This is a genomic window from Pseudovibrio ascidiaceicola (genome assembly GCF_900114245.1).
GTDB lineage: Bacteria > Pseudomonadota > Alphaproteobacteria > Rhizobiales > Stappiaceae > Pseudovibrio > Pseudovibrio ascidiaceicola.
This window is the reverse complement of sequence record NZ_FOSK01000006.1, coordinates 78,428-97,300: the sequence shown is the minus strand read 5'-3', so window position 1 is coordinate 97,300 and position 18,873 is coordinate 78,428. Positions and strand designations below refer to the sequence as shown.

General features: G+C 50.2%; 12 protein-coding genes and 2 tRNA genes. 7 read left to right on the top strand and 7 right to left on the bottom strand.

Annotated features, from left to right (window positions below; translation table 11 throughout):
• Positions 1 to 55 precede the first annotated feature (55 nt).
• Positions 56 to 3,502: a pyruvate carboxylase gene (gene pyc / locus BM231_RS12690; RefSeq protein ID WP_093519888.1), complete on the bottom strand. Its 3,447-nt coding sequence runs from the start codon at positions 3,500 to 3,502 to the stop codon at positions 56 to 58.
• A 340-nt stretch (positions 3,503 to 3,842) separates the two neighbouring features.
• On the bottom strand, positions 3,843 to 4,562 hold the full coding sequence (locus BM231_RS12685; protein ID WP_093519886.1) for a LuxR family transcriptional regulator: 720 nt from the start codon (positions 4,560 to 4,562) through the stop codon (positions 3,843 to 3,845).
• Positions 4,563 to 5,521: 959 nt separating this feature from the next.
• Between BM231_RS12685 and BM231_RS12680 the strand changes: the two genes are divergently transcribed.
• The 5 genes from BM231_RS12680 (at position 5,522) to BM231_RS12660 (ending at position 11,505) form a co-directional block, all read left to right on the top strand.
• Positions 5,522 to 8,467: a helicase-related protein gene (locus tag BM231_RS12680; RefSeq protein WP_093519884.1), complete on the top strand. Its 2,946-nt coding sequence runs from the start codon at positions 5,522 to 5,524 to the stop codon at positions 8,465 to 8,467.
• A gap of 22 nt (positions 8,468 to 8,489) precedes the next feature.
• Positions 8,490 to 8,891, top strand: a complete 402-nt coding sequence (locus tag BM231_RS12675) for an RNA-binding S4 domain-containing protein (RefSeq protein ID WP_093519882.1) — start codon at positions 8,490 to 8,492, stop codon at positions 8,889 to 8,891.
• A 186-nt stretch (positions 8,892 to 9,077) separates the two neighbouring features.
• On the top strand, positions 9,078 to 9,416 hold the full coding sequence (fdxA, locus tag BM231_RS12670) for a ferredoxin FdxA (protein WP_057461898.1): 339 nt from the start codon (positions 9,078 to 9,080) through the stop codon (positions 9,414 to 9,416).
• A 514-nt stretch (positions 9,417 to 9,930) separates the two neighbouring features.
• Complete coding sequence (locus BM231_RS12665) at positions 9,931 to 10,515, top strand: CarD family transcriptional regulator (protein ID WP_057461899.1); 585 nt, start codon at positions 9,931 to 9,933, stop codon at positions 10,513 to 10,515.
• A 120-nt stretch (positions 10,516 to 10,635) separates the two neighbouring features.
• Positions 10,636 to 11,505 (top strand): RNA polymerase factor sigma-32, encoded by an 870-nt coding sequence (locus BM231_RS12660; RefSeq protein ID WP_093519880.1) that lies wholly within the window; start codon positions 10,636 to 10,638, stop codon positions 11,503 to 11,505.
• 56 nt (positions 11,506 to 11,561) lie between these two features.
• Here the strand turns inward: BM231_RS12660 and BM231_RS12655 are convergent, their stop codons facing one another.
• On the bottom strand, positions 11,562 to 13,031 hold the full coding sequence (locus BM231_RS12655) for a M48 family metalloprotease (protein ID WP_208860318.1): 1,470 nt from the start codon (positions 13,029 to 13,031) through the stop codon (positions 11,562 to 11,564).
• 21 nt (positions 13,032 to 13,052) lie between these two features.
• Positions 13,053 to 13,691 (bottom strand): thermonuclease family protein, encoded by a 639-nt coding sequence (locus BM231_RS12650; protein WP_208860317.1) that lies wholly within the window; start codon positions 13,689 to 13,691, stop codon positions 13,053 to 13,055.
• Between the two features lie 374 nt (positions 13,692 to 14,065).
• On the opposite strand from BM231_RS12650, the gene BM231_RS12645 reads away from it, so the two are divergent.
• Both BM231_RS12645 and BM231_RS12640 read left to right on the top strand, forming a co-directional pair.
• A tRNA-Arg gene (locus BM231_RS12645) sits at positions 14,066 to 14,142 on the top strand.
• A 795-nt stretch (positions 14,143 to 14,937) separates the two neighbouring features.
• Positions 14,938 to 16,092 (top strand): alpha-hydroxy acid oxidase, encoded by a 1,155-nt coding sequence (locus tag BM231_RS12640; RefSeq protein ID WP_057461904.1) that lies wholly within the window; start codon positions 14,938 to 14,940, stop codon positions 16,090 to 16,092.
• 117 nt (positions 16,093 to 16,209) lie between these two features.
• Here the strand turns inward: BM231_RS12640 and BM231_RS12635 are convergent, their stop codons facing one another.
• The 3 genes from BM231_RS12635 to BM231_RS12625 form a co-directional block, all read right to left on the bottom strand.
• A complete protein-coding gene (locus tag BM231_RS12635) occupies positions 16,210 to 17,217 on the bottom strand; it encodes a Gfo/Idh/MocA family protein (RefSeq protein ID WP_093519878.1) in 1,008 nt (335 codons plus the stop codon).
• Positions 17,218 to 17,246: 29 nt separating this feature from the next.
• Positions 17,247 to 18,446, bottom strand: a complete 1,200-nt coding sequence (locus BM231_RS12630) for an AGE family epimerase/isomerase (protein ID WP_093519876.1) — start codon at positions 18,444 to 18,446, stop codon at positions 17,247 to 17,249.
• Between the two features lie 193 nt (positions 18,447 to 18,639).
• Positions 18,640 to 18,715, bottom strand: a tRNA-Thr gene (locus tag BM231_RS12625).
• Positions 18,716 to 18,873 lie beyond the last annotated feature (158 nt).

Here is an 18,873-nt window from a genome sequence, read left to right as displayed (position 1 = left end):
GCTCATGCACCAAACGCATTGCTGGTTAATCCAGACTAGCAAATACCTTCAGGGCTTATCCCTTAAAGGTAACAATCAGATCTTTCGCATCAAGCTGATCACCCGGAGCCACACAGACTTCGCTGATCTCGCCATCACGCTCGGCATGAACAGATGTTTCCATCTTCATTGCTTCAATAGAGACAAGCAGATCGCCAGCTTTCACAGCCTGACCAGCCTTTACAGCTAGCGTGGAGATAACACCTGGTACCGGCGCACCCACCTGAAGCTCATTATCATCATCAACTTTACGGCGTGCAGGCGTGTTTGCCGCACTGTGTGTACGGTCGATAATACGGATGTTCCGCGGCTGACCGTTCAGCTCAAAGAACACACGCTTTTCACCGTGCTCATCAGTTTCACCAATCGCAAGACAAGAGATAACCATTGTCTTACCTGGCTCTAGCTCAGCCATGATCTCATCGCCGACCTTCAAACCGTAGAAATAGGTCGGCGTTGGAAGCACACTGGTCGGACCATACTTGTCCTGAGCTTTGGCAAATTCAGTATAAACCTTCGGGTACATGAGCATAGAGGACAGTTCTTGCTCTGAGCCTTTGCGGCCAAGAATGCCTGTCAGCTCATTACGCTTCGCATCCATGTCCTCAGCTTCAAGCAAAGACCCCGGACGAACCGTGATTGGCTCTTGTCCCTTCAGAACTTTCTTCTGCAGTTCAACAGGCCAGCCACCCGGAGGAATACCAAGATCACCATGCATCATGTTGACGACGGATTCTGGGAAGGAAACTTCCTTGTTCGGATCAATAACATCTTCCGGTGTGATGCCCTGAGACACCATCATCACCGCCATGTCACCAACAACCTTGGAACTTGGCGTCACTTTCACGATGTCACCAAACATCATGTTCACGTCCGCATAAGCCTTCGCCACTTCGTGCCAACGCATTTCAAGGCCAAGCGAACGCGCCTGTTCTTTCAGGTTGGTGAACTGGCCACCTGGCATCTCGTGCAGATAAACCTCAGAAGCCCCAAAGCGCAGATCACTCTCAAATGCACGATACTGAGTACGAACAGCTTCCCAATAGAAGGAAATCTGCTGGATACGGTCGGTGTCCAAACCACTGTCGCGAGAAGTTCCCTTCAAAGCTTCAACAACAGAGCCCATACATGGCTGAGATGTCAGACCTGATAGGGAATCCATCGCCAGATCAACAATGTCGGCACCGCTCTCAACAGCTGCCAAAACTGTAGAGGCTGCAATGCCGGAGGTGTCGTGGGTGTGGAAGTGAATCGGAATATCGATCTCATCTTTCAGCGCCTTGATGAGAACCTTCGCAGCCTGCGGCTTCAACACACCGCCCATATCCTTAATACCAAGAATATGCGCACCTGCAGTTTCAAGCTCTTTCGCCAGATTGACGTAGTACTTCAGATCATACTTCGGACGTGCACTGTTCAAAATGTCGCCAGTATAGCAAAGCGCTGCTTCACACAGCTTGCCTTGTTCCTGAACCGCATCCAGAGACACACGCATGTTCTCAACCCAGTTGAGGCAATCAAACACACGGAAAACATCAACACCAGACTCTGCTGCCTGACGCACGAAATGCTGAACAACGTTATCTGGATAGTTTGCGTAACCCACACCGTTGGATCCGCGAAGCAACATCTGCATCAGCAGGTTAGGTGCTTTCTCACGGACAAGACACAGACGCTCCCACGGATCTTCAGTCAGGAAGCGCATGGACACATCAAAGGTCGCACCACCCCAACATTCCAGAGAGAACAGCTCAGGCAAACCCTGCGCATAGCTATCAGCAACCTGTGCCAAATCGTAGGTACGCATGCGTGTAGCAAGCAAAGATTGGTGCGCATCACGCATCGTTGTGTCGGTAACAAGCACTTGCGGCTGAGCTTTTACCCACTTGGCAAACTCTTTAGGTCCAAGCTGCTCCAGCTTCTGACGCGTCCCATCCATTACTGGCAGCTTGAACTTCGGCGCCACAGGTGCCGGTGCATCAGCTGGTGGTTTCGGACGTCCCTTTGTTTCAGGGTGGCCGTTTACAGTGACATCAGCAATGTAGTTCAGCAGTTTCGTCGCGCGGTCTGCTGTTTTAATGTTCTCAAACAGCTCAGGCGTGTCATCAATAAAGCGCGTTGTATAAGAATTGTCCTGGAAGGACGCATGTCCAATGATCCGCTCAAGGAAAATAAGGTTGGTCGCAACGCCGCGAATACGGAATTCGCGCAGTGCACGATCCATTCGAGCGCATACTTCCTCAGGCGTTGGCGCCCAGGCGGTCACTTTCTCAAGCAGTGGATCGTAGAAGCGTGTGATTACCGCACCGGCATAAGCCGTGCCACCATCAAGACGAATACCAAACCCTGTCGCACCACGATAAGCACTCAGGCGGCCATAATCCGGAATGAAGTTGTGCTCAGGATCTTCAGTCGTAATACGACACTGAAGCGCGTGACCATTCAGCTCAATCGCATTCTGCTCCGGAACACCGGTAACCGTTTTATCACCAATGCGACCACCTTCCGCAATGCGGATCTGTGCCCGAACAACATCAATGCCAGTGACTTCTTCAGTAACAGTATGCTCTACCTGAATGCGTGGGTTTACTTCAATGAAGTAAACCTTGCCGGTATCTGCATCCATGAGGAACTCAACGGTGCCCGCACCGCAGTAATCCACTTCGCGGCCAATCTTCAGTCCATTCTCACAAAGCTCACGGCGCTTTTCTTTATCAAGGTAAGGCGCAGGTGCACGCTCAACCACTTTCTGGTGACGGCGCTGAATAGAACAATCGCGTTCAAACAGATGTACGAGATTGCCATGCTGATCACCAAGGATCTGAACTTCAACGTGACGGGCGCGCTCAACAAGCTTCTCGAGGTAAACCTCATCCTTGCCAAACGCAGCTCTCGCTTCACGTTTCGCTTCAACAACTTCGCGAAGAAGCGTCTCTTCATCTCGAATAACGCGCATGCCGCGGCCACCACCGCCCCATGATGCCTTGAGCATCACCGGATAGCCGATCTCCAAAGCAAGACGCTTCACTTCTTCCATGTCTTCAGGAAGTGGATCAGTCGCAGGCATAACGGGAACACCAGCTTTAATCGCCAGTTCACGTGCTGCTACTTTGTTACCCAAGCGGCGCATAGTGTCCGGCGATGGGCCGATAAAAATAATTCCGTTTTCAGCGCATGCTTCAGCAAACTCTGGACTCTCGGAAAGGAAGCCATAACCTGGGTGGATTGCATCAACGCGTTGCTCTTTCGCTACGCGGATAATCTCGTCGATAGACAAGTAGGCCTCAATTGGGCCCAGGCCTTTACCAACCTGATATGCTTCATCAGCCTTAAAGCGATGCAGAGCTAGCTTGTCTTCTTCGGCAAAGACAGCAACTGTCTGGAGACCAAGTTCGTTCGCAGCTCGAAAAACTCGAATTGCAATCTCTGAGCGGTTAGCAACCAATATTCGTTGAATAGCCAAAGTAGGTCCCCCAGTCTCTATGTATTTTGGGGCTTTATAGTCGAGCAAATCCCTCCATGGAAAGATTAATTTATAGTCACTTGAGCCATTACTATATTTAGCGGGTCACAAAACATTAAGAAAACGGGGAAATTCTAAGGAATTTATCGTACAATTGAGAAAAACTAAACACGTAAAAATATATACACAAACACCGTAAATTTTGACTTCTCTAATATATCTCAGAGAAAATTTTCTACTTTTACGACTAAAGGTGCAACTTTTATCCGATCGCTCATGTGCAAACAGCAGGATTCGCGATGCGAACCCTGCCGAGAGCATAGGTCGGTGTCATTTTGGCTTAACGAATTAGGCCTAGCCGGAAACCCTCGGCCACCGCATGTGTTCTATTTGCAGCATGTAGTTTTCTGGCAGCGGAAGCCAGGTACCAATCTGCCGTATGCTGAGAGATGTTCAGAATCTGACTAATCTCCCAACTTGTCTTACCAGCAGCAGACCATTTCAGGCATTCAAGTTCACGAGGAGTAAGACGGTGACGAGGACGATTGGTGTTAGCCCCAACCAACTCGCGGATCTTATTGCTCGCATAAATGCCAACCAGATGAAGAACACTGATTTCGCGTTCATTCAGACGGACTTCCGGCCCACCAAAAATCAACATGCCTTGATAGCCTTGAAGGCCATGTACTGGCACGCAGACGCCGTCATACATTCCATAGTCACGCGCTTCGGACAGAACTTGCTGTGCAGCAGCAGTAATATTGCGATCACGAGCAACGCTTGACCATAAGAATGGACGACTTGCAGTGCGCGCCTTCGCAACAATCGGATCGTTTTGTACGTAATCACGGTCGAGATAACGTTGTTGCCACTCAGGGCGCCAACCACTCAACATAATTGACCCATCAAAGGATGCGCCAGCTTCGGGGATCGCAGCGAGACAGAAGCTTGTAAAGCCAAAAGACTGGCCAAGTTCAGCAATGCGCTTAGAAACACCTTCGGATGTTTCTTCATTATTAATAGATTCAACAAATTCTAGTGCAGCAGTCAACGGATTCATTTTATACACCCCTACATATTATGCCTCCAACAACCTTACTCTACGCAATATCCACTCAATATAGAAGGTGTATCTATCACCCATCTTCTATTCGAGGCTCATTGTTTTCATATTGGGAAAGAAATCTATTCAATTTAACTTCTATACCAATAGAATTACGTCCATATATATTGACATTGTTAAATTGCACTATGTCTTTTTCGAAAAGCTCTGACGGAAAAACTTTAAACTTAAAGATCGAATTAGTATTTCTTTGAAAAAAGCTATTGTTAGGAGCAGGTTAATAAAACGTTAACCTTAGATTGTGCACTCACCAATACGGATGCGTATGTAATATAGGAAAAATATTCCAGCAATTAGCTAGGTATCGCAGTTAGATTCCGTGTTTCTTTTCATTCTGCATAGATGCAAAAAACTTAACGATACAGCTGAGGGGAAAGCGGGGATAACTCCTCCCCGATGAAACTCACTGGTTAAAACAGAAGTGGCAACAAGCCTTATCTAACACTTATCCGCAGCATGTCTGGGGGCAATTAGAACTGGCAAAATTTATGCTAATACAAGACATTTACTAATGAAATCGGCTAGTAACAACGGCGAATGTGTTACACATAACTCGCACAACCTCAGGCTTCTTGTAACCATTTAACACGATGTAACCTACCCAAAACGGCATATGCTGCACGTTATAGTCATGCATCTTATTCAGCGAAAGCAACACGCGGACGATAACGTATACGCAAAAAACCCTTTTATGCCGGTATGAAACTGAAACTTCATTCCAGCGCTCATCGTCAGCATTTTTCGTCTTTATTCATTCCAGAGCTTTACAGCGATTTTCTCTGCCATATAAATGCCACTTCATTGGGTGAGGCACCGCACGGGCATTTTCAGTATCCCAGCCAAAGAATTGGGTACCGAGATACGTTTGGCCACAGACTACGGAATTGCACTTCTAGATGAACAAGAACACGATGCACCGAACAACAAGATCACGGTCTGTCACTGCGATTTTGGGGCCAACGAACACTGGTAAGACCCATCTGGCTATCGAGCGGATGAGCGCGTACTCGTCTGGCCTCATCGGATTACCACTCCGTCTGTTGGCCAGAGAAGTCTACGGTCGCCTTGTAGAGAAGAAGGGACCCGATCTTGTCGCGCTGATTACAGGCGAAGAAAAGATCATCCCGAAGAACCCACGCTTCTGGGTCTCTACAGTCGAGGCAATGCCAAAAGATCTCGACGTGGATTTCGTCGCCATAGATGAAGTGCAGCTGGCTGGTGATCTGGAACGTGGTCATGTCTTCACAGACCGCATCCTGAATTTGCGCGGCAGAGAAGAAACTCTGCTGCTTGGCTCTTCGACAATCCGCCCCCTGCTCGAAAAGCTGATGCCGGGCTTGAATGTGATCACTCGTCCGCGCATGTCCATTTTGACATACGCAGGATCCAAGAAGATCACCCGCCTCCCGCGTCGCTCTGCAATCGTCGCATTCTCTTCTGATGAAGTGTACGCCATCGCAGAACTGGTTCGCCGTCAACGCGGCGGTGCAGCAGTTGTCCTCGGCTCCCTTTCTCCACGAACGCGCAACGCACAAGTTGACCTGTTCCAAAACGGCGACGTTGACTGGCTCATTGCCACCGACGCTGTAGGCATGGGTCTCAATCTGGATGTGGACCACATCGCGTTTGCTGGACACCGCAAGTTTGATGGCTATCAGTACCGTCAATTGACTCCGTCAGAGACTGGCCAGATCGCCGGACGAGCAGGCCGACACTTGCGAGATGGTACTTTTGGTGTAACGGGCCGGGTACCCGGTTTTGACGATGAACTTGTCTATCAGCTCGAATCTCACGAGTTTGAGCCCCTCAAAGTGCTGCAATGGCGCAACCCAAATCTCGATTTTTCCTCGATTCGCGCACTTTTGCGCAGTTTGGAGCATTCTCCGCGAGAAGAGGGCTTGACCAAAGCCCCTCCGGCGGAGGATATCGGTGTTCTCGAACTTGCTAATCGTGACAGGGACATTCTTTCCCTCGCGACGACGCAAGAAAGAGTTTCATTACTGTGGGATACCTGTCAGGTTCCAGACTATCGCAAGATAGCTCCGGCAAACCATGCAGATCTCGTAACAGGGATTTATTCCCATCTGATCCGGGATGGAGCCATTCCGGATGATTGGTTTAACAGTCAGATAAAACTGGCAGACAAAACCGATGGGGATATCGACACACTGGCGAACCGGATAGCACATATCCGTACGTGGACCTTTGTGGCAAACCGTGCCGACTGGCTGAACGACCCTGCTCATTGGCAGGAAGTGACGCGCGGCATAGAAGATCGATTATCAGATGCCCTTCACGAACGGCTTACACAGCGGTTTGTGGATCGGCGAACCAGCGTATTGATGCGACGTCTGAGAGAGAACAAAATGCTCGAAGCGGAGATCACCGCAACCGGAGATGTCCTTGTAGAAGGACAGCACATTGGCCAGCTTCACGGCTTCCGCTTTGCTCCGGATGCAACGGCAGAAGGACAGGAAGAAAAAGCTGTCCGTGCTGCGGCCCAAAAAGCACTAGCTAGCGAGATTGAAAACCGTGCAGAACGGTTATCCCGCGCGCCCAACGAAGAGTTCATCCTCTCCGCAGACGGCACATTAAGATGGCAGGGTGAATCTATCGCCCGCCTGATAGCTGGTGAACAGACCCTGCGCCCATCCCTGATCATTCTTGCTGATGAGCAGTTGACGGGACCTGCACGCGATATGGTGCAGGAGCGCCTTGATCTATGGATCAAGACACACATCGAAACACTCCTGAAGCCACTTTTCGACCTGGAACAGGGCGAAGAGATTGAAGGCATCGCTCGTGGCGTGGCATACCGCCTGACCGAGAGCCTTGGCATCCTTGAGCGTCAGGAAATTTCTGATGACATTCGTCAGCTTGACCAGCAGATGCGCGGTTCACTCCGCAAGCTTGGTGTTCGCTTTGGCGCCTATCACATCTATGTCCCTGCTCTTTTGAAACCAGCACCAAGCCAGTTGCTCGCGCAGCTCTGGGCGCTGAAAGAAGGCAAAGGCGAGATCAAGGGCCTAACTGAACTCCCTCAGCTGTCCGCATCTGGCCGTACATCCGTTCCTGTAGATCCGGAGATCGAAGGCGCACTGTATCGCGTCGTAGGCTTCCGCGTTTGTGGTCCACGTGCTGTACGCGTCGATATTCTGGAGCGCCTGGCAGACATTATCCGTCCACTGGTCGCCTGGAAACCTCTGGAAGAAGGCGTTGAGCCACCAGAAGGTGCTTTGGCAGAAGGCGGCGCATTCACTGTCACTGTTTCCATGACCTCCCTGCTCGGTTGTGCAGGCGAAGACTTCACAAACATCCTGAAGTCTCTCGGTTACCGTTTGGAAACACGCGAAGAACAGCGCCCTGTCGCCAAGAAACCTGAAGCTCCAGTTGAAGCACCAGAAAGTGCAGAAGTTGAGCAGAGTGAAGGCGAAACTGTAGCACCGGTAGCAGAAGAAACTGCAGCCGAAGAGACCCCAGCTGAACCAGTAGAAGAAGCAGCACCAGCTGAAGCTTCTGAAGAAGAAGCTGCCGAACCAGAGATGGAAACAGTTACTGTTGAAATCTGGCGCCCGGGTCGTTTCGGTGGACGCCGCAACAACAACGAACGTCAGCGCAATACACGCGGTGGCAACGAACGTCGTGGCGGTCCTCGCAGCAACAACGCTCAGCAGCGTCGCAATCCTGGTAAGCCTGGTGGTAAAGGCCGTGGCTTTAACAAAGACCAGAACCGCGGCCAGCAAGGTAAGCCTGCTCCACGCAAAGACAAGCCGTTGGATCCGGATTCCCCGTTTGCAGCGCTGATGTCCTTAAAACAGAACTTGGAAAAGGGCGACAAATAGTCGCCCCTTCGGGCTAACTGATATGGCAACACCAGAAGCACAAGAGTCTCTTCGCGTCGACAAATGGCTCTGGTATGCCCGCATAACAAAATCTCGGACACTGGCACAAAAGCTGGCAGTGTCCGGGCATGTTAGATTGAACAAAGATAAGATTGCGGCAGCCAAAATAGCTGTAAAGCCCGGTGATGTACTGACCATCACAATGCCGCGACGTCTTTTGATCCTTAAAGTGTTAAAACTAGGCACCCGGCGAGGTCCTGCCCCTGAAGCACAGTTGCTTTATGAGGACATGTCTCCCCCTCCACCGCCCAAGGAAACACAGGTCCAGGTTGCCAAGCGCGAGGCCGGTGCAGGACGTCCAACTAAACGAGATCGACGCCAAATCGCCCGGATTCGGGGCTTCAACGAAATTGATCCTTTTTAGCGACCACTTTAGGCAAATTTTGCCCCAATATTGCAATCTCTTCGCCTATGACAGCGCTTGCACTACCCACTGAAAACCGGTAGCAAAGAGCACAAGTTTAAAGGACGAGAAAATCGTCAGGGCCACGAGAGCCCGTGCCATTTGTCTTCAGACAAATTTGCAGCGCCAGAGACTAAGAGGATTGCGATGACATACGTCGTCACAGACAATTGCATCAAATGCAAATACACCGACTGTGTTGAAGTTTGCCCGGTCGATTGCTTTTACGAAGGCGAGAATATGCTCGTCATTCATCCAGACGAATGTATCGATTGCGGTGTATGTGAACCGGAATGTCCAGCAGATGCAATTCTCCCAGATACTGAGCCAGGCTTGGAAAAATGGGTTGAGCTTAATGCTGAGTATGCAGAGAAGTGGCCGAATCTAACCGTTAAGAAAGATCAGCTTCCAGAAGCTGCTGAATTTGACGGTGTTGCAGAAAAACTCGAAAAGTATTTCTCTGATAAGCCAGGCACTGGTGACTAGAGCGCGTTCCGTTTGATTGGCTTCAATCAAACGACAAGAATTCGCTCAACGAAAGATATTAGATTACGATGCGTGAATGTAAATGAGCGCAGCGTGTTCTAGAGTCCCAAAAGTTTAGAGCTACCAAATATTTATTATTTGCCAGACAGTATCCGCGGATGTCTTAATTCCTCTCTTGCTTGAGAGAGGTTGGAAATCCGTGGATAATGTGCTATACAGTTTTTTACAGTCATTTGGCAGTCTGGTTGCACCCTCCCCATTCGGAGGTTTTTTTATGGTCGCAGTTCCACTGAAGTGCGCACAATAATTTACTCCAGCATTCGCCGAAGTAGCCACAACATAGAATTCGACTGATCACATTTGAACGCGGAACCAATTGATGCGAGAAGTAGCTTTCCGCATACATTGGACTTTTCACGTTTTTCCAAAGAGAAAGATGCGGCGAACGCGCTGCATCTAGGTTGGTTGCGTCTCCCAGACAGCAAACAACCACTGCGCAGGAGAAGTATAGCGTATGGCCACACCCGCAAAAAAGACCGCGCAGCGTCAGGGGTTTAAAACAGGTGAGCACATCATTTATCCATCTCACGGCGTTGGATTGATTACTGCAATTGAAGAGCAGACCGTAGCTGGATACTCTCTTGAACTCCTCGTAATTGACTTCGAACAGGATAAGATGACGCTCCGTGTTCCAGTTGCAAAAATTGCTTCTGTTGGAATGCGTAAACTGTCTGACGCATCTACCGTAAAGAAATCTCTTGAGACCATCGCAGGTAAACCTCGCGTGAAGCGTACCATGTGGAGTCGCCGCGCACAGGAATACGAAGCAAAGATCAACTCTGGCGATCTCATTTCAACCGCTGAAGTTGTTCGTGACCTTTATCGCTCTGATTCTCAGCCTGAACAGTCTTACTCCGAACGTCAGCTTTACGAAGCCGCATTAGACCGTATGGCACGTGAAATCGCAGCTGTTCAGAAACAGACTGACACAGAAGCAATCAGACAGATCGAAGGCGTTCTTTCCACGTCTCCAGGTCGTGCTGCCAAAGTTGCTCCAGCAACTGATGGTGAAGGCGGAGGTCAGGAAGAGGCAGCTTAATCAACCTCTCCTAATCTAACTGATTAAAAGAAAGCCCTGCTCCAAGCGGGGCTTTCTTTTTTTGTCAAAGATCCAAATGAGCTTCAGCGCCGTATCTCAGTTAAATCGAGGGAGGCGTAAGTGGCATATTATGAAAGAGATCAGAGTGTCGGCCCTCTTGCCCGTTTAGCAAGAAAAGCCCCGTATCTGTCAAAAGAAGAAGAATACAAGCTTTTGGAAGGCTGGATTGTAAAAGGCGACCACAGATCACTCGATAAGTTGTCCCTATCTCACTCCCGCTTGGTCATAGCTCAAGCACTCCGCTTCAAGTCATACGGTGTCCCGCTCTCTGATTTAATTCAGGAAGGCCACATCGGCCTCATGGAAGCGGCCAACAGGTTTCAGCTCTCTAAAGACGTCCGTTTCGCCACCTATGCATCCTGGTGGATCAAGTCATTCATTCAGGACTACGTGCTCCGCAACCAATCAATTGTTCGCGGAGGAACCTCATCTCGTCAGAAAATGTTGTTTTTCGGCTTCAAGCGCTTGCGAGCAGAACTCTCAAGCAAGAATCCAGATCTGAATGAAGAACAGCTGCATCAGCGTATCTCTGAAAAGACAGGAGCAAAACTGCGAGACATCAGAATGATGTCTTCCAGACTAAGCCGGAGTGATACATCCCTCAACGCCAGCCTGAAAGGCAGCGAAACAAACCTTCAGCTACAAGATACCCTTGCAGCTGACGAGCCTCTTCCAGATGAACTTGTCGAGATGCATTTAGACCAGGAGCGCGCAAAGCACCGCCTATCCAATGCAATCAAAACACTGCTGCCACGTGAGCAACGGGTCATTAAAGACCGTAAACTTGCAGATGAAAGCGTTACGTTGGAAGCACTTGGTAAGAAACTCGGCGTCTCAAAAGAGCGCGTTCGACAAATTGAATCGCGCGCAATGCAAAAATTGAAAGACGCCCTTGTGCACTCGGATGGTTATGACGCCAGCAGCTCATAAAATACATCGTCAAAAACTAAAGTGAATTAGCTAGCCCTGCTTAAAAACGGGCTACTTCAATCAGTGATGACTTTGAGCAACTCACCTGGCTTGAAGCGTTGGTTCGCCTTAACCTGGTTGAGGATCGTGAACAGCTCCAAACGACGCGACGGCTCAATACCGCTCATACCAACAGCAAGCTTACGAGCTGTCTCGCCACCCTTAGCCTGAATGATCTTAACTCGAAGCGGGTTAAGGCGAGCTTGTTCCGTTGGGCTCAACTGTCGGAAGCTACCCAGAGATTTTTCAAAATCGCGAGTAAAAACAGCGGTTGGAGAACGATTTGCAAAAATGAACCGATATCCGGTTAAACCAATACGAACAACACCAATGCGGAATGACCAACCATCTGTAATTGCAGAGCCAATAACAGCTGGCAGACCATTGATCGTGGTCGGACGTACACTGTTATCAATCAGACCGTTGATCCAGCCAGATAACATATAATCGGTTAAGCTCGCATATCCCGTCAAATCAGCGCCATCAAAACGCATCGCTGTACCGGAGTTATTACTCGCCAACACAGCCTCGGCAGAGTTCTCAAGCACAAACCCCTTTGGAACGCTGAAGGAAATGCCAAGACCTTTGTGAAGGAACTGCCGCGCACGAACGTATCCTTCCAGCGGATCATCACCAAACAGCATGCCATCCAAGCTGGTCAGATAATCCTCACGGCCACTCAGACCAATCCCCGGCGCACCAATCTGTCGCGCACTACGAACAGCGCGTTGAATACGATCAGGCGTGTTCGGATGAGAAGAAAGAAAGTCTGGCGCAGAACTACTTTGCCCACCAAGCTGCTGATAGCGCGCAAATTGCCCCATCGTGTTCAGGAAGCGCGCTGCGGCGTAAGGGTCATACCCAGCACCAGCAAGTGTTCTCACACCCACATCATCGGCTTCAAGCTCTTGCTCCTGAGAAAAGCGCGCGAACTGAACCTGCTTTTCCTTGACTGCGGCATCAATGGTCTGCTGATCTTTGCCGATATTGGTCATCACTTTGGTGACGAACTCAGCCTCTTCAGCCTGACGTTGGCGCTTGATCGCATGGCGTGCTGTCACATGTGCCATTTCGTGAGCAAGCACAGCAGCAAGCTCTGACGTATCATTGGCAAGCGCCAACAAACCGCGCGTCACATAAAGATAACCTCCAGGAAGAGCAAAGGCATTGACTGCAGGGCTGTTGAGCAAAGTGATACGGTAGTGCGCTTCTGGGTCTTCCGAAGCTGCAACAAGACCACCAACAACACGCGCAATAGCTGCTTCAGCCTTACCATCCTTATAGACACCGCCATAAGTCGCGACGACACGCGGATGCTCTCTCGCCCCAACGTCGCTTCCAAGCCCAGTTCGCAAGCTACCTGGTTTTTGAGCGCCTTGATTGGCAGAGCCGGTCAGCTGACACGCAACAAGAGCTACGGTCACTGCAGATATCACTAGCATTCTCAGGCTTGTCTGAAGTCCAGACAATGCACTACTCAAAGTCATTCGCGTTTCCGGCTCTTTGCCTTAGTCCAGAAGCTCCAACTGCGCTGGGTGCTTTAGCTCTATTAATGGTCCTTGGTTCAGTTGCATAACGCCCCTGAGGCGAACTCGCTTACCTTTCATCACTGAAAGATCATGCCCGAACTCCGAAAAATCCGCCAGCGTTCCCCTTTGAATAATCCCGGTTAAATCCTCTGTCCAGCGCCCACCAAAATTCAAGTATGTTTTGGATCGTGTTTGCCCAACAGAAATCAGCTTGGCTTCCACAATTCCGTAATGACCGATTTGCTCGTAGCTAATTGACTTATAATCATTAATTACATTTTTAATGACCCATAATCCAACATTTTTCTCGCGAGCCACACTCTCCAAATTAATAAGGAATTTCAAGCAATTGAAAGCTCTTAATTGTGGCCTAACAATGGCCATTCCGGCTTTGACCAGCCTGACCGACAAGTCGCCCAATTCAGGATCAAGCAGAATCGCAGGGCGGCGTCCCCACCGATCCTTTTGCGCCTTCAACGCTTTTATCCTGACCTCCCGTTCCTCAAAAAAGTCATCAATCAACAACAGGCCCTGCTCTGGCACTGTTAAATCTGCGAGATAATAAAACTCACCATCACTCGCGGCAAATCTCAAAGGATTTGCGAGAACCTCACTCATCCTGATAGTCGGCAAGCTCTCATCAAGAAACAAACCCTCATCACACGGCGCCGCTAACACGGCTCCCATATGGCCCAACAAGAAGTAGAAAAGTGCAACAGATCGCCTAAACACAACAACCCACCCGCAAAGTCATAATTGGGAATTATATCAGGTCGACGTAGCCAGAACGCCCCCGAGAACTCTCAGAGAGCAAACACAGAAGACACCCAGTGAGTAAATTCTCTTGTTTGAACTGATACCTAGCTTGTTCACAGAGAAGCAATCTATCTCGCCTACAGCCAAGTTTCATGATATTTGAGAACCCGCTGCATCTTCAACGGATGACAACATCTTATGCGTATAGATCCGGTTTCCGGATAACACACGCCTAAGGCCCCGTAGCTCAGCTGGATAGAGCGGCCGCCTCCTAAGCGGCAGGTCAGTGGTTCGAATCCACTCGGGGTCACCATCCAAACTTAAAGCTTGAAGCAGTTCTTTCATTTGCATTTAGCTAATTGAGCCCACCATTGAGGCATCCCAAATTGCACATGGAAGGTAAGCCATGAACTATATATCCAATGTGCTCAAACGGTGCGGAGATAACCTTCGGAACTGGTTTTACAATTGGATGGCCTGGATCAGTCGGCAGAAGAAATAAGAGCACAAAGCCTCCCTGATCCTCCCATACATATACTAAAAATGGGAAGCTGCACCTCTGCTTCCCACCGTCTCAGCTGCGCAAAATCAGAAGACCCATCGCCCGGATTGCTCAACGAGACGGCAAGGCCAGCACTCACTGCCAACGCCCCTCTTTTATTGCATCGCCTCTCTTATCTACATTCGCTCTTACATGAAATTTCAGGTCCCCACCCCACCAACACGCATCGACAAGCTACGTATTTTCACTCACCGAATCTATTTTTTAGGCATCAGCAAAGTGAGCCTATGTCGCTTTTTTGAGATATATTTCAGTTACATATCACAAATAGTACCTAGGCAAGATGAAGTCTCGACCAGACACTCGCCAAACGTTTATGCAAACAAACAAAACAAGCAAATTCAGATAGTTATTTGACCGTTACGCTTTAGTCAGGACTGACAATTCAAAGATATTTCAGAGTACTTACGGCATTCATAGATGAATGCGAATAACGTTTTTCCCAATACTGGTAGACTGAAGTCGTATACATGTAATGTTGACATATCACCGATACGTGCAATCCCTCTATACATAAAAACTAATGTTTCGGGGGGAGGCCCGTACATGGCACCAATACTAGAAATCAGTGACCTCAAAGAGCGTGCTCGCAGACGCGTTCCAAAGATGTTCTTCGACTATGCCGACTCTGGTTCTTGGACCGAGAGCACTTATCAGGCAAACGAGAGTGACTTCGCGAAGATCAAGCTGCGTCAGCGCATCGCGGTCGACATGACAGACCGCACACTTGCCACCAAGATGGTCGGGCAGGATGTCTCCATGCCGGTCGCGCTGGCACCAACCGGTCTAACCGGAATGCAGCACGCCAATGGCGAAATTCTCGCCGCACAGGCAGCTGAAGAATTCGGCGTACCTTTCACGCTTTCAACCATGAGCATCTGCTCTATTGAAGCTGTTGCGGCAAAAACCACGAAGCCATTCTGGTTCCAGCTTTACGTGATGAAGGATCGAGACTTCATCAATGCCCTGATCGACCGCGCAAAGAACGCGGGCTGTTCTGCACTGGTTCTCACATTTGACCTGCAAATCCTGGGTCAACGCCATAAAGATTTGCGCAACGGCCTGTCTGCCCCGCCAAAGTTTACACCAAAACACATCTGGCAGATGGCAACACGCCCAATGTGGTGCATGAAAATGCTCACAACGCCAAACCGCACCTTCGGCAACATTGTTGGCCATGCAAAAGGGGTTGGCGATCTCTCCTCCCTGTCCTCATGGACAGCTGAGCAGTTTGACCCGCGTCTGAGCTGGGATGACATTGAGTGGATCAAGAAACAGTGGGGCGGCCCGCTGATCCTCAAAGGCATTCTGGACAAAGAGGATGCACGCCACGCAGTCGACTCTGGCTGTGATGCGATTATCGTCTCTAACCACGGCGGACGTCAGCTCGACGGCGCACCGTCCTCCATCGAGATCCTACCGGAAATCGTGGACGAGGTCGGTGATAAGGTGGAAATCCATATCGATGGCGGCATTCGCTCAGGTCAGGATGTACTGAAAGCCATCTGTCTTGGCGCAAAGGGCACCTACATCGGCAGACCATTCCTGTACGGTCTGGGCGCAGGCGGAAAGCAAGGCGTGACACAGTCATTGGAAATCATCCAGAAGGAACTGGATACCACCATGGCGCTGTGTGGCCGTCGCGATCTCAATACACTCAATCGCGACAACCTGTATTCCATCAGAGGTGAAAAAGTCTAGAGCGCGTTCCGTTTGATTGTATCCAATCAAGCGACAAGAATTCGCTCAAAATAAAGAAGTTAGGGCATGAGGCGTGAATGCAAATGAGCGCAACATGCCCTAACACCCGCAAGACATTCAGTCGGGAGACCCAACAGTCTCCCAGCTGTCATTGCGTTCAGAACGAACAATCGCATCAATGATTTCCATGTTCTGGATCGCGTCAGCAACGCCATAAGGCAACTCTTCTTCACCTTTGACCACACGAGAGAACAGCTCTCCCTGCAGTGTATACTGATCGCAGGCAGCAACGCGCTCCACTTCAATCGCACCATCCCCCGGCAAACTGCCAGAATCGAGACGTAAGATCGTCTCTTCACCAGCAGGTGCATTGAACGGGATGAGGATTTCCAGACGCTTGGCTGTCCCCACCAGATTGATACGCTGATACGGTGCAGACTGGGTTGAGACCGTAAACTGAGCCTGACGCCCCTCACCAAAATCCATCATCACAGACGTCAAACGGTCCGTGCCAAAGTTCTTGTCACGATCAACAAGGCTCACAACACGCTCTGGTTCAGCATCAAAGAAATAGCGCGACGCCACAATCGGGTAGCAGCCAATATCCATCAGCCCACCACCGCCAAGCTCTGCTTTATTGCGAATGTTCTGCGGATCCTGATTGCTGTAACCAAAGAACGCCTGAATGCTCTGCAGCTTGCCCAGCTCACCGGATTCAACAATCTCAAGCGCTCGCTGCCATTGCGGGTGCGCGCGCACCATAAAGGCTTCCATAACGAAGCGGTTGTCCGGCATTTCCAGTAGAAGACGCGCTTCATCTGCATCAAGCGCAATCGGCTTTTCGCAAAGCACGTGCTTTCCGGCCTTCACAGCCTCAATCGTCATTGGCACATGCATGTGGTTTGGCAGTGGATTGTAGATCACATCAATATCAGGATCAGCCAGTAAAGCCTCGTAAGAGCCGTAGGCTTTCTCAATACCTAATTCAGCAGCAACCTTCTTCGCATTCTCCTCATTACGAGAAGCAATCGCGACAACCTCAACGCCCTTGGCTTTTTGAAGTGCAGGAATAACCTTGTCGCGGCCAATCCGTGCAGTCGAGAGCACGCCCCATTTAACCATCATAATTCTCCCAATCTATACTGCAGGAACCGCTATTTAGTGCTCTCACAAACAACCACTTTCTGCCCAACCTCAGTTTTTGAAAAACGGTCGAGTTCAGAAATAGCCGAGATGATGTGATAGAGTGAGCTGGCCGGCGCCGCTTCCTTCACAAAGCTACCATCCGGCAAAAACTTGTCTTTCCAGAGACCTGCTGGCACATCCTCAAAGAACAGCTCCAACGCCTTCAGCGCATCCTGCATGGATTGGCGATACCGAGGCCACTCACTCTCAGGAGTACTCTCCAGCATGGCGATAGAGCCTTTAAGCCACTCAGCCTGAGACCACAGACGCGCCAGTGGATCACGCATGGAGAAGTCATCATTGATGCCCATCACCGCCACACCGCGCTCACGGTCCACACCGTAGACCTCCGCAATCTCAAAGAGACGTGCAGCAGCAGCTTTGGCACGCCCATCACCACGCAGCTTGTTCCATCGGCTCAGCAACCAAGCCCACTCAAAGTGGTGCCCCGGCTCAAGCGCCCTGCCCTCATCACCCGGCATCGGAGACCAGTCCAGCGCAAAAAACTCCCGCAAACCGCCCGTTTTCTCGCAGATGAAGTGTTTGAGGCAAAGCTCGCCCAGCTCATCTGCCAGCGCGGACCAGACAGCTTTCTGTTCAGCGCTCAGATTCTCAGAGCGCTCCCACTCAAGGCACATTTCAAACAGATGCATATGCGGGTTGGCACCCAGTGGTGCACGCGCAGGCTCAGCTTCCTGAAAACCAGCAACAGGGTGCTTGAAGCGGTTCTTCAACACATCAAGCAAAGCGCCAGCTTTCGCACACGCTTCCTCACGCTGTTCACTGTTCACATCAGCAATGCTGGAAAGAGCCAGTAGCGCAAAGGCCTGATTGTAAAGATCAAACGAAGTGTCGAGCAGCTCACCATCGGGTGTCGCAAGCGCACCGATATATCCATCAGCAGTACCGTATACCCGCTCCACATAGGCTTGCGTGCGCAGCGCAACATCCATCCAGGGGCCGTCCCAGCCCAGACGTCCGGCTTCACAATACACAAACACCATACGAGGGTTGACGCGACCACGTCTGTTATCCGCGCTGCCTTCACAATCCAGTGTGATGGTCTCAGCAAAACCACCATTTGCAGCGTCTTCGCCAGCCTTCAACCAAAGCGGCAATGCATCTTCAAACAACCACGCGCGCAACTTATTCAGGTGATCGACAATCACTTCCGGTACTCCACACCATCCGCAGCCCGCTCCCACGAAACCCAGATGGCCTCCATATATGCAAATGAAATCATCGTGCTGAAAGGTTCGACTAAAGGACCAAAAAACACAAATCCGAACCTACGACGAGTAGGCGATAAGACAAAGCCAAACGAGCAAGTTTTTGGGGGATTATGAAGTATCAGAGAGTTAGTGGTGCCGCTGAAAGGACTCGAACCTTCGACCCCATCATTACGAATGACGTGCTCTACCATCTGAGCTACAGCGGCGTTCCAACTGGCACAAGGGGTGTGCCGGAAAGTGGAAGTTTGATACCCAAGCTCCCAATAAGATGCAAGTATGATTTGCATTGGCAGAGAATGCATCCACCAACAATCTACAAAGGCAAGAGACGCGAAAAGAGACGCGCGCCTTGCCTATGCATTTT

Bases quoted from the DNA above. Each gene is read 5' to 3' on its own strand.
- BM231_RS12650 (WP_208860317.1), bottom strand. From the start codon at position 13,691: ATGAGTGAGGTTCTCGCAAATCCTTTGAGATTTGCCGCGAGTGATGGT.
- BM231_RS12675 (WP_093519882.1), top strand. From the start codon at position 8,490: ATGGCAACACCAGAAGCACAAGAGTCTCTTCGCGTCGACAAATGGCTC.
- BM231_RS12655 (WP_208860318.1), bottom strand. From the start codon at position 13,031: ATGACTTTGAGTAGTGCATTGTCTGGACTTCAGACAAGCCTGAGAATG.
- BM231_RS12635 (WP_093519878.1), bottom strand. From the start codon at position 17,217: ATGATGGTTAAATGGGGCGTGCTCTCGACTGCACGGATTGGCCGCGAC.
- fdxA (WP_057461898.1), top strand. From the start codon at position 9,078: ATGACATACGTCGTCACAGACAATTGCATCAAATGCAAATACACCGAC.
- BM231_RS12640 (WP_057461904.1), top strand. From the start codon at position 14,938: ATGGCACCAATACTAGAAATCAGTGACCTCAAAGAGCGTGCTCGCAGA.
- BM231_RS12680 (WP_093519884.1), top strand. From the start codon at position 5,522: ATGAACAAGAACACGATGCACCGAACAACAAGATCACGGTCTGTCACT.
- BM231_RS12685 (WP_093519886.1), bottom strand. From the start codon at position 4,562: ATGAATCCGTTGACTGCTGCACTAGAATTTGTTGAATCTATTAATAAT.
- BM231_RS12665 (WP_057461899.1), top strand. From the start codon at position 9,931: ATGGCCACACCCGCAAAAAAGACCGCGCAGCGTCAGGGGTTTAAAACA.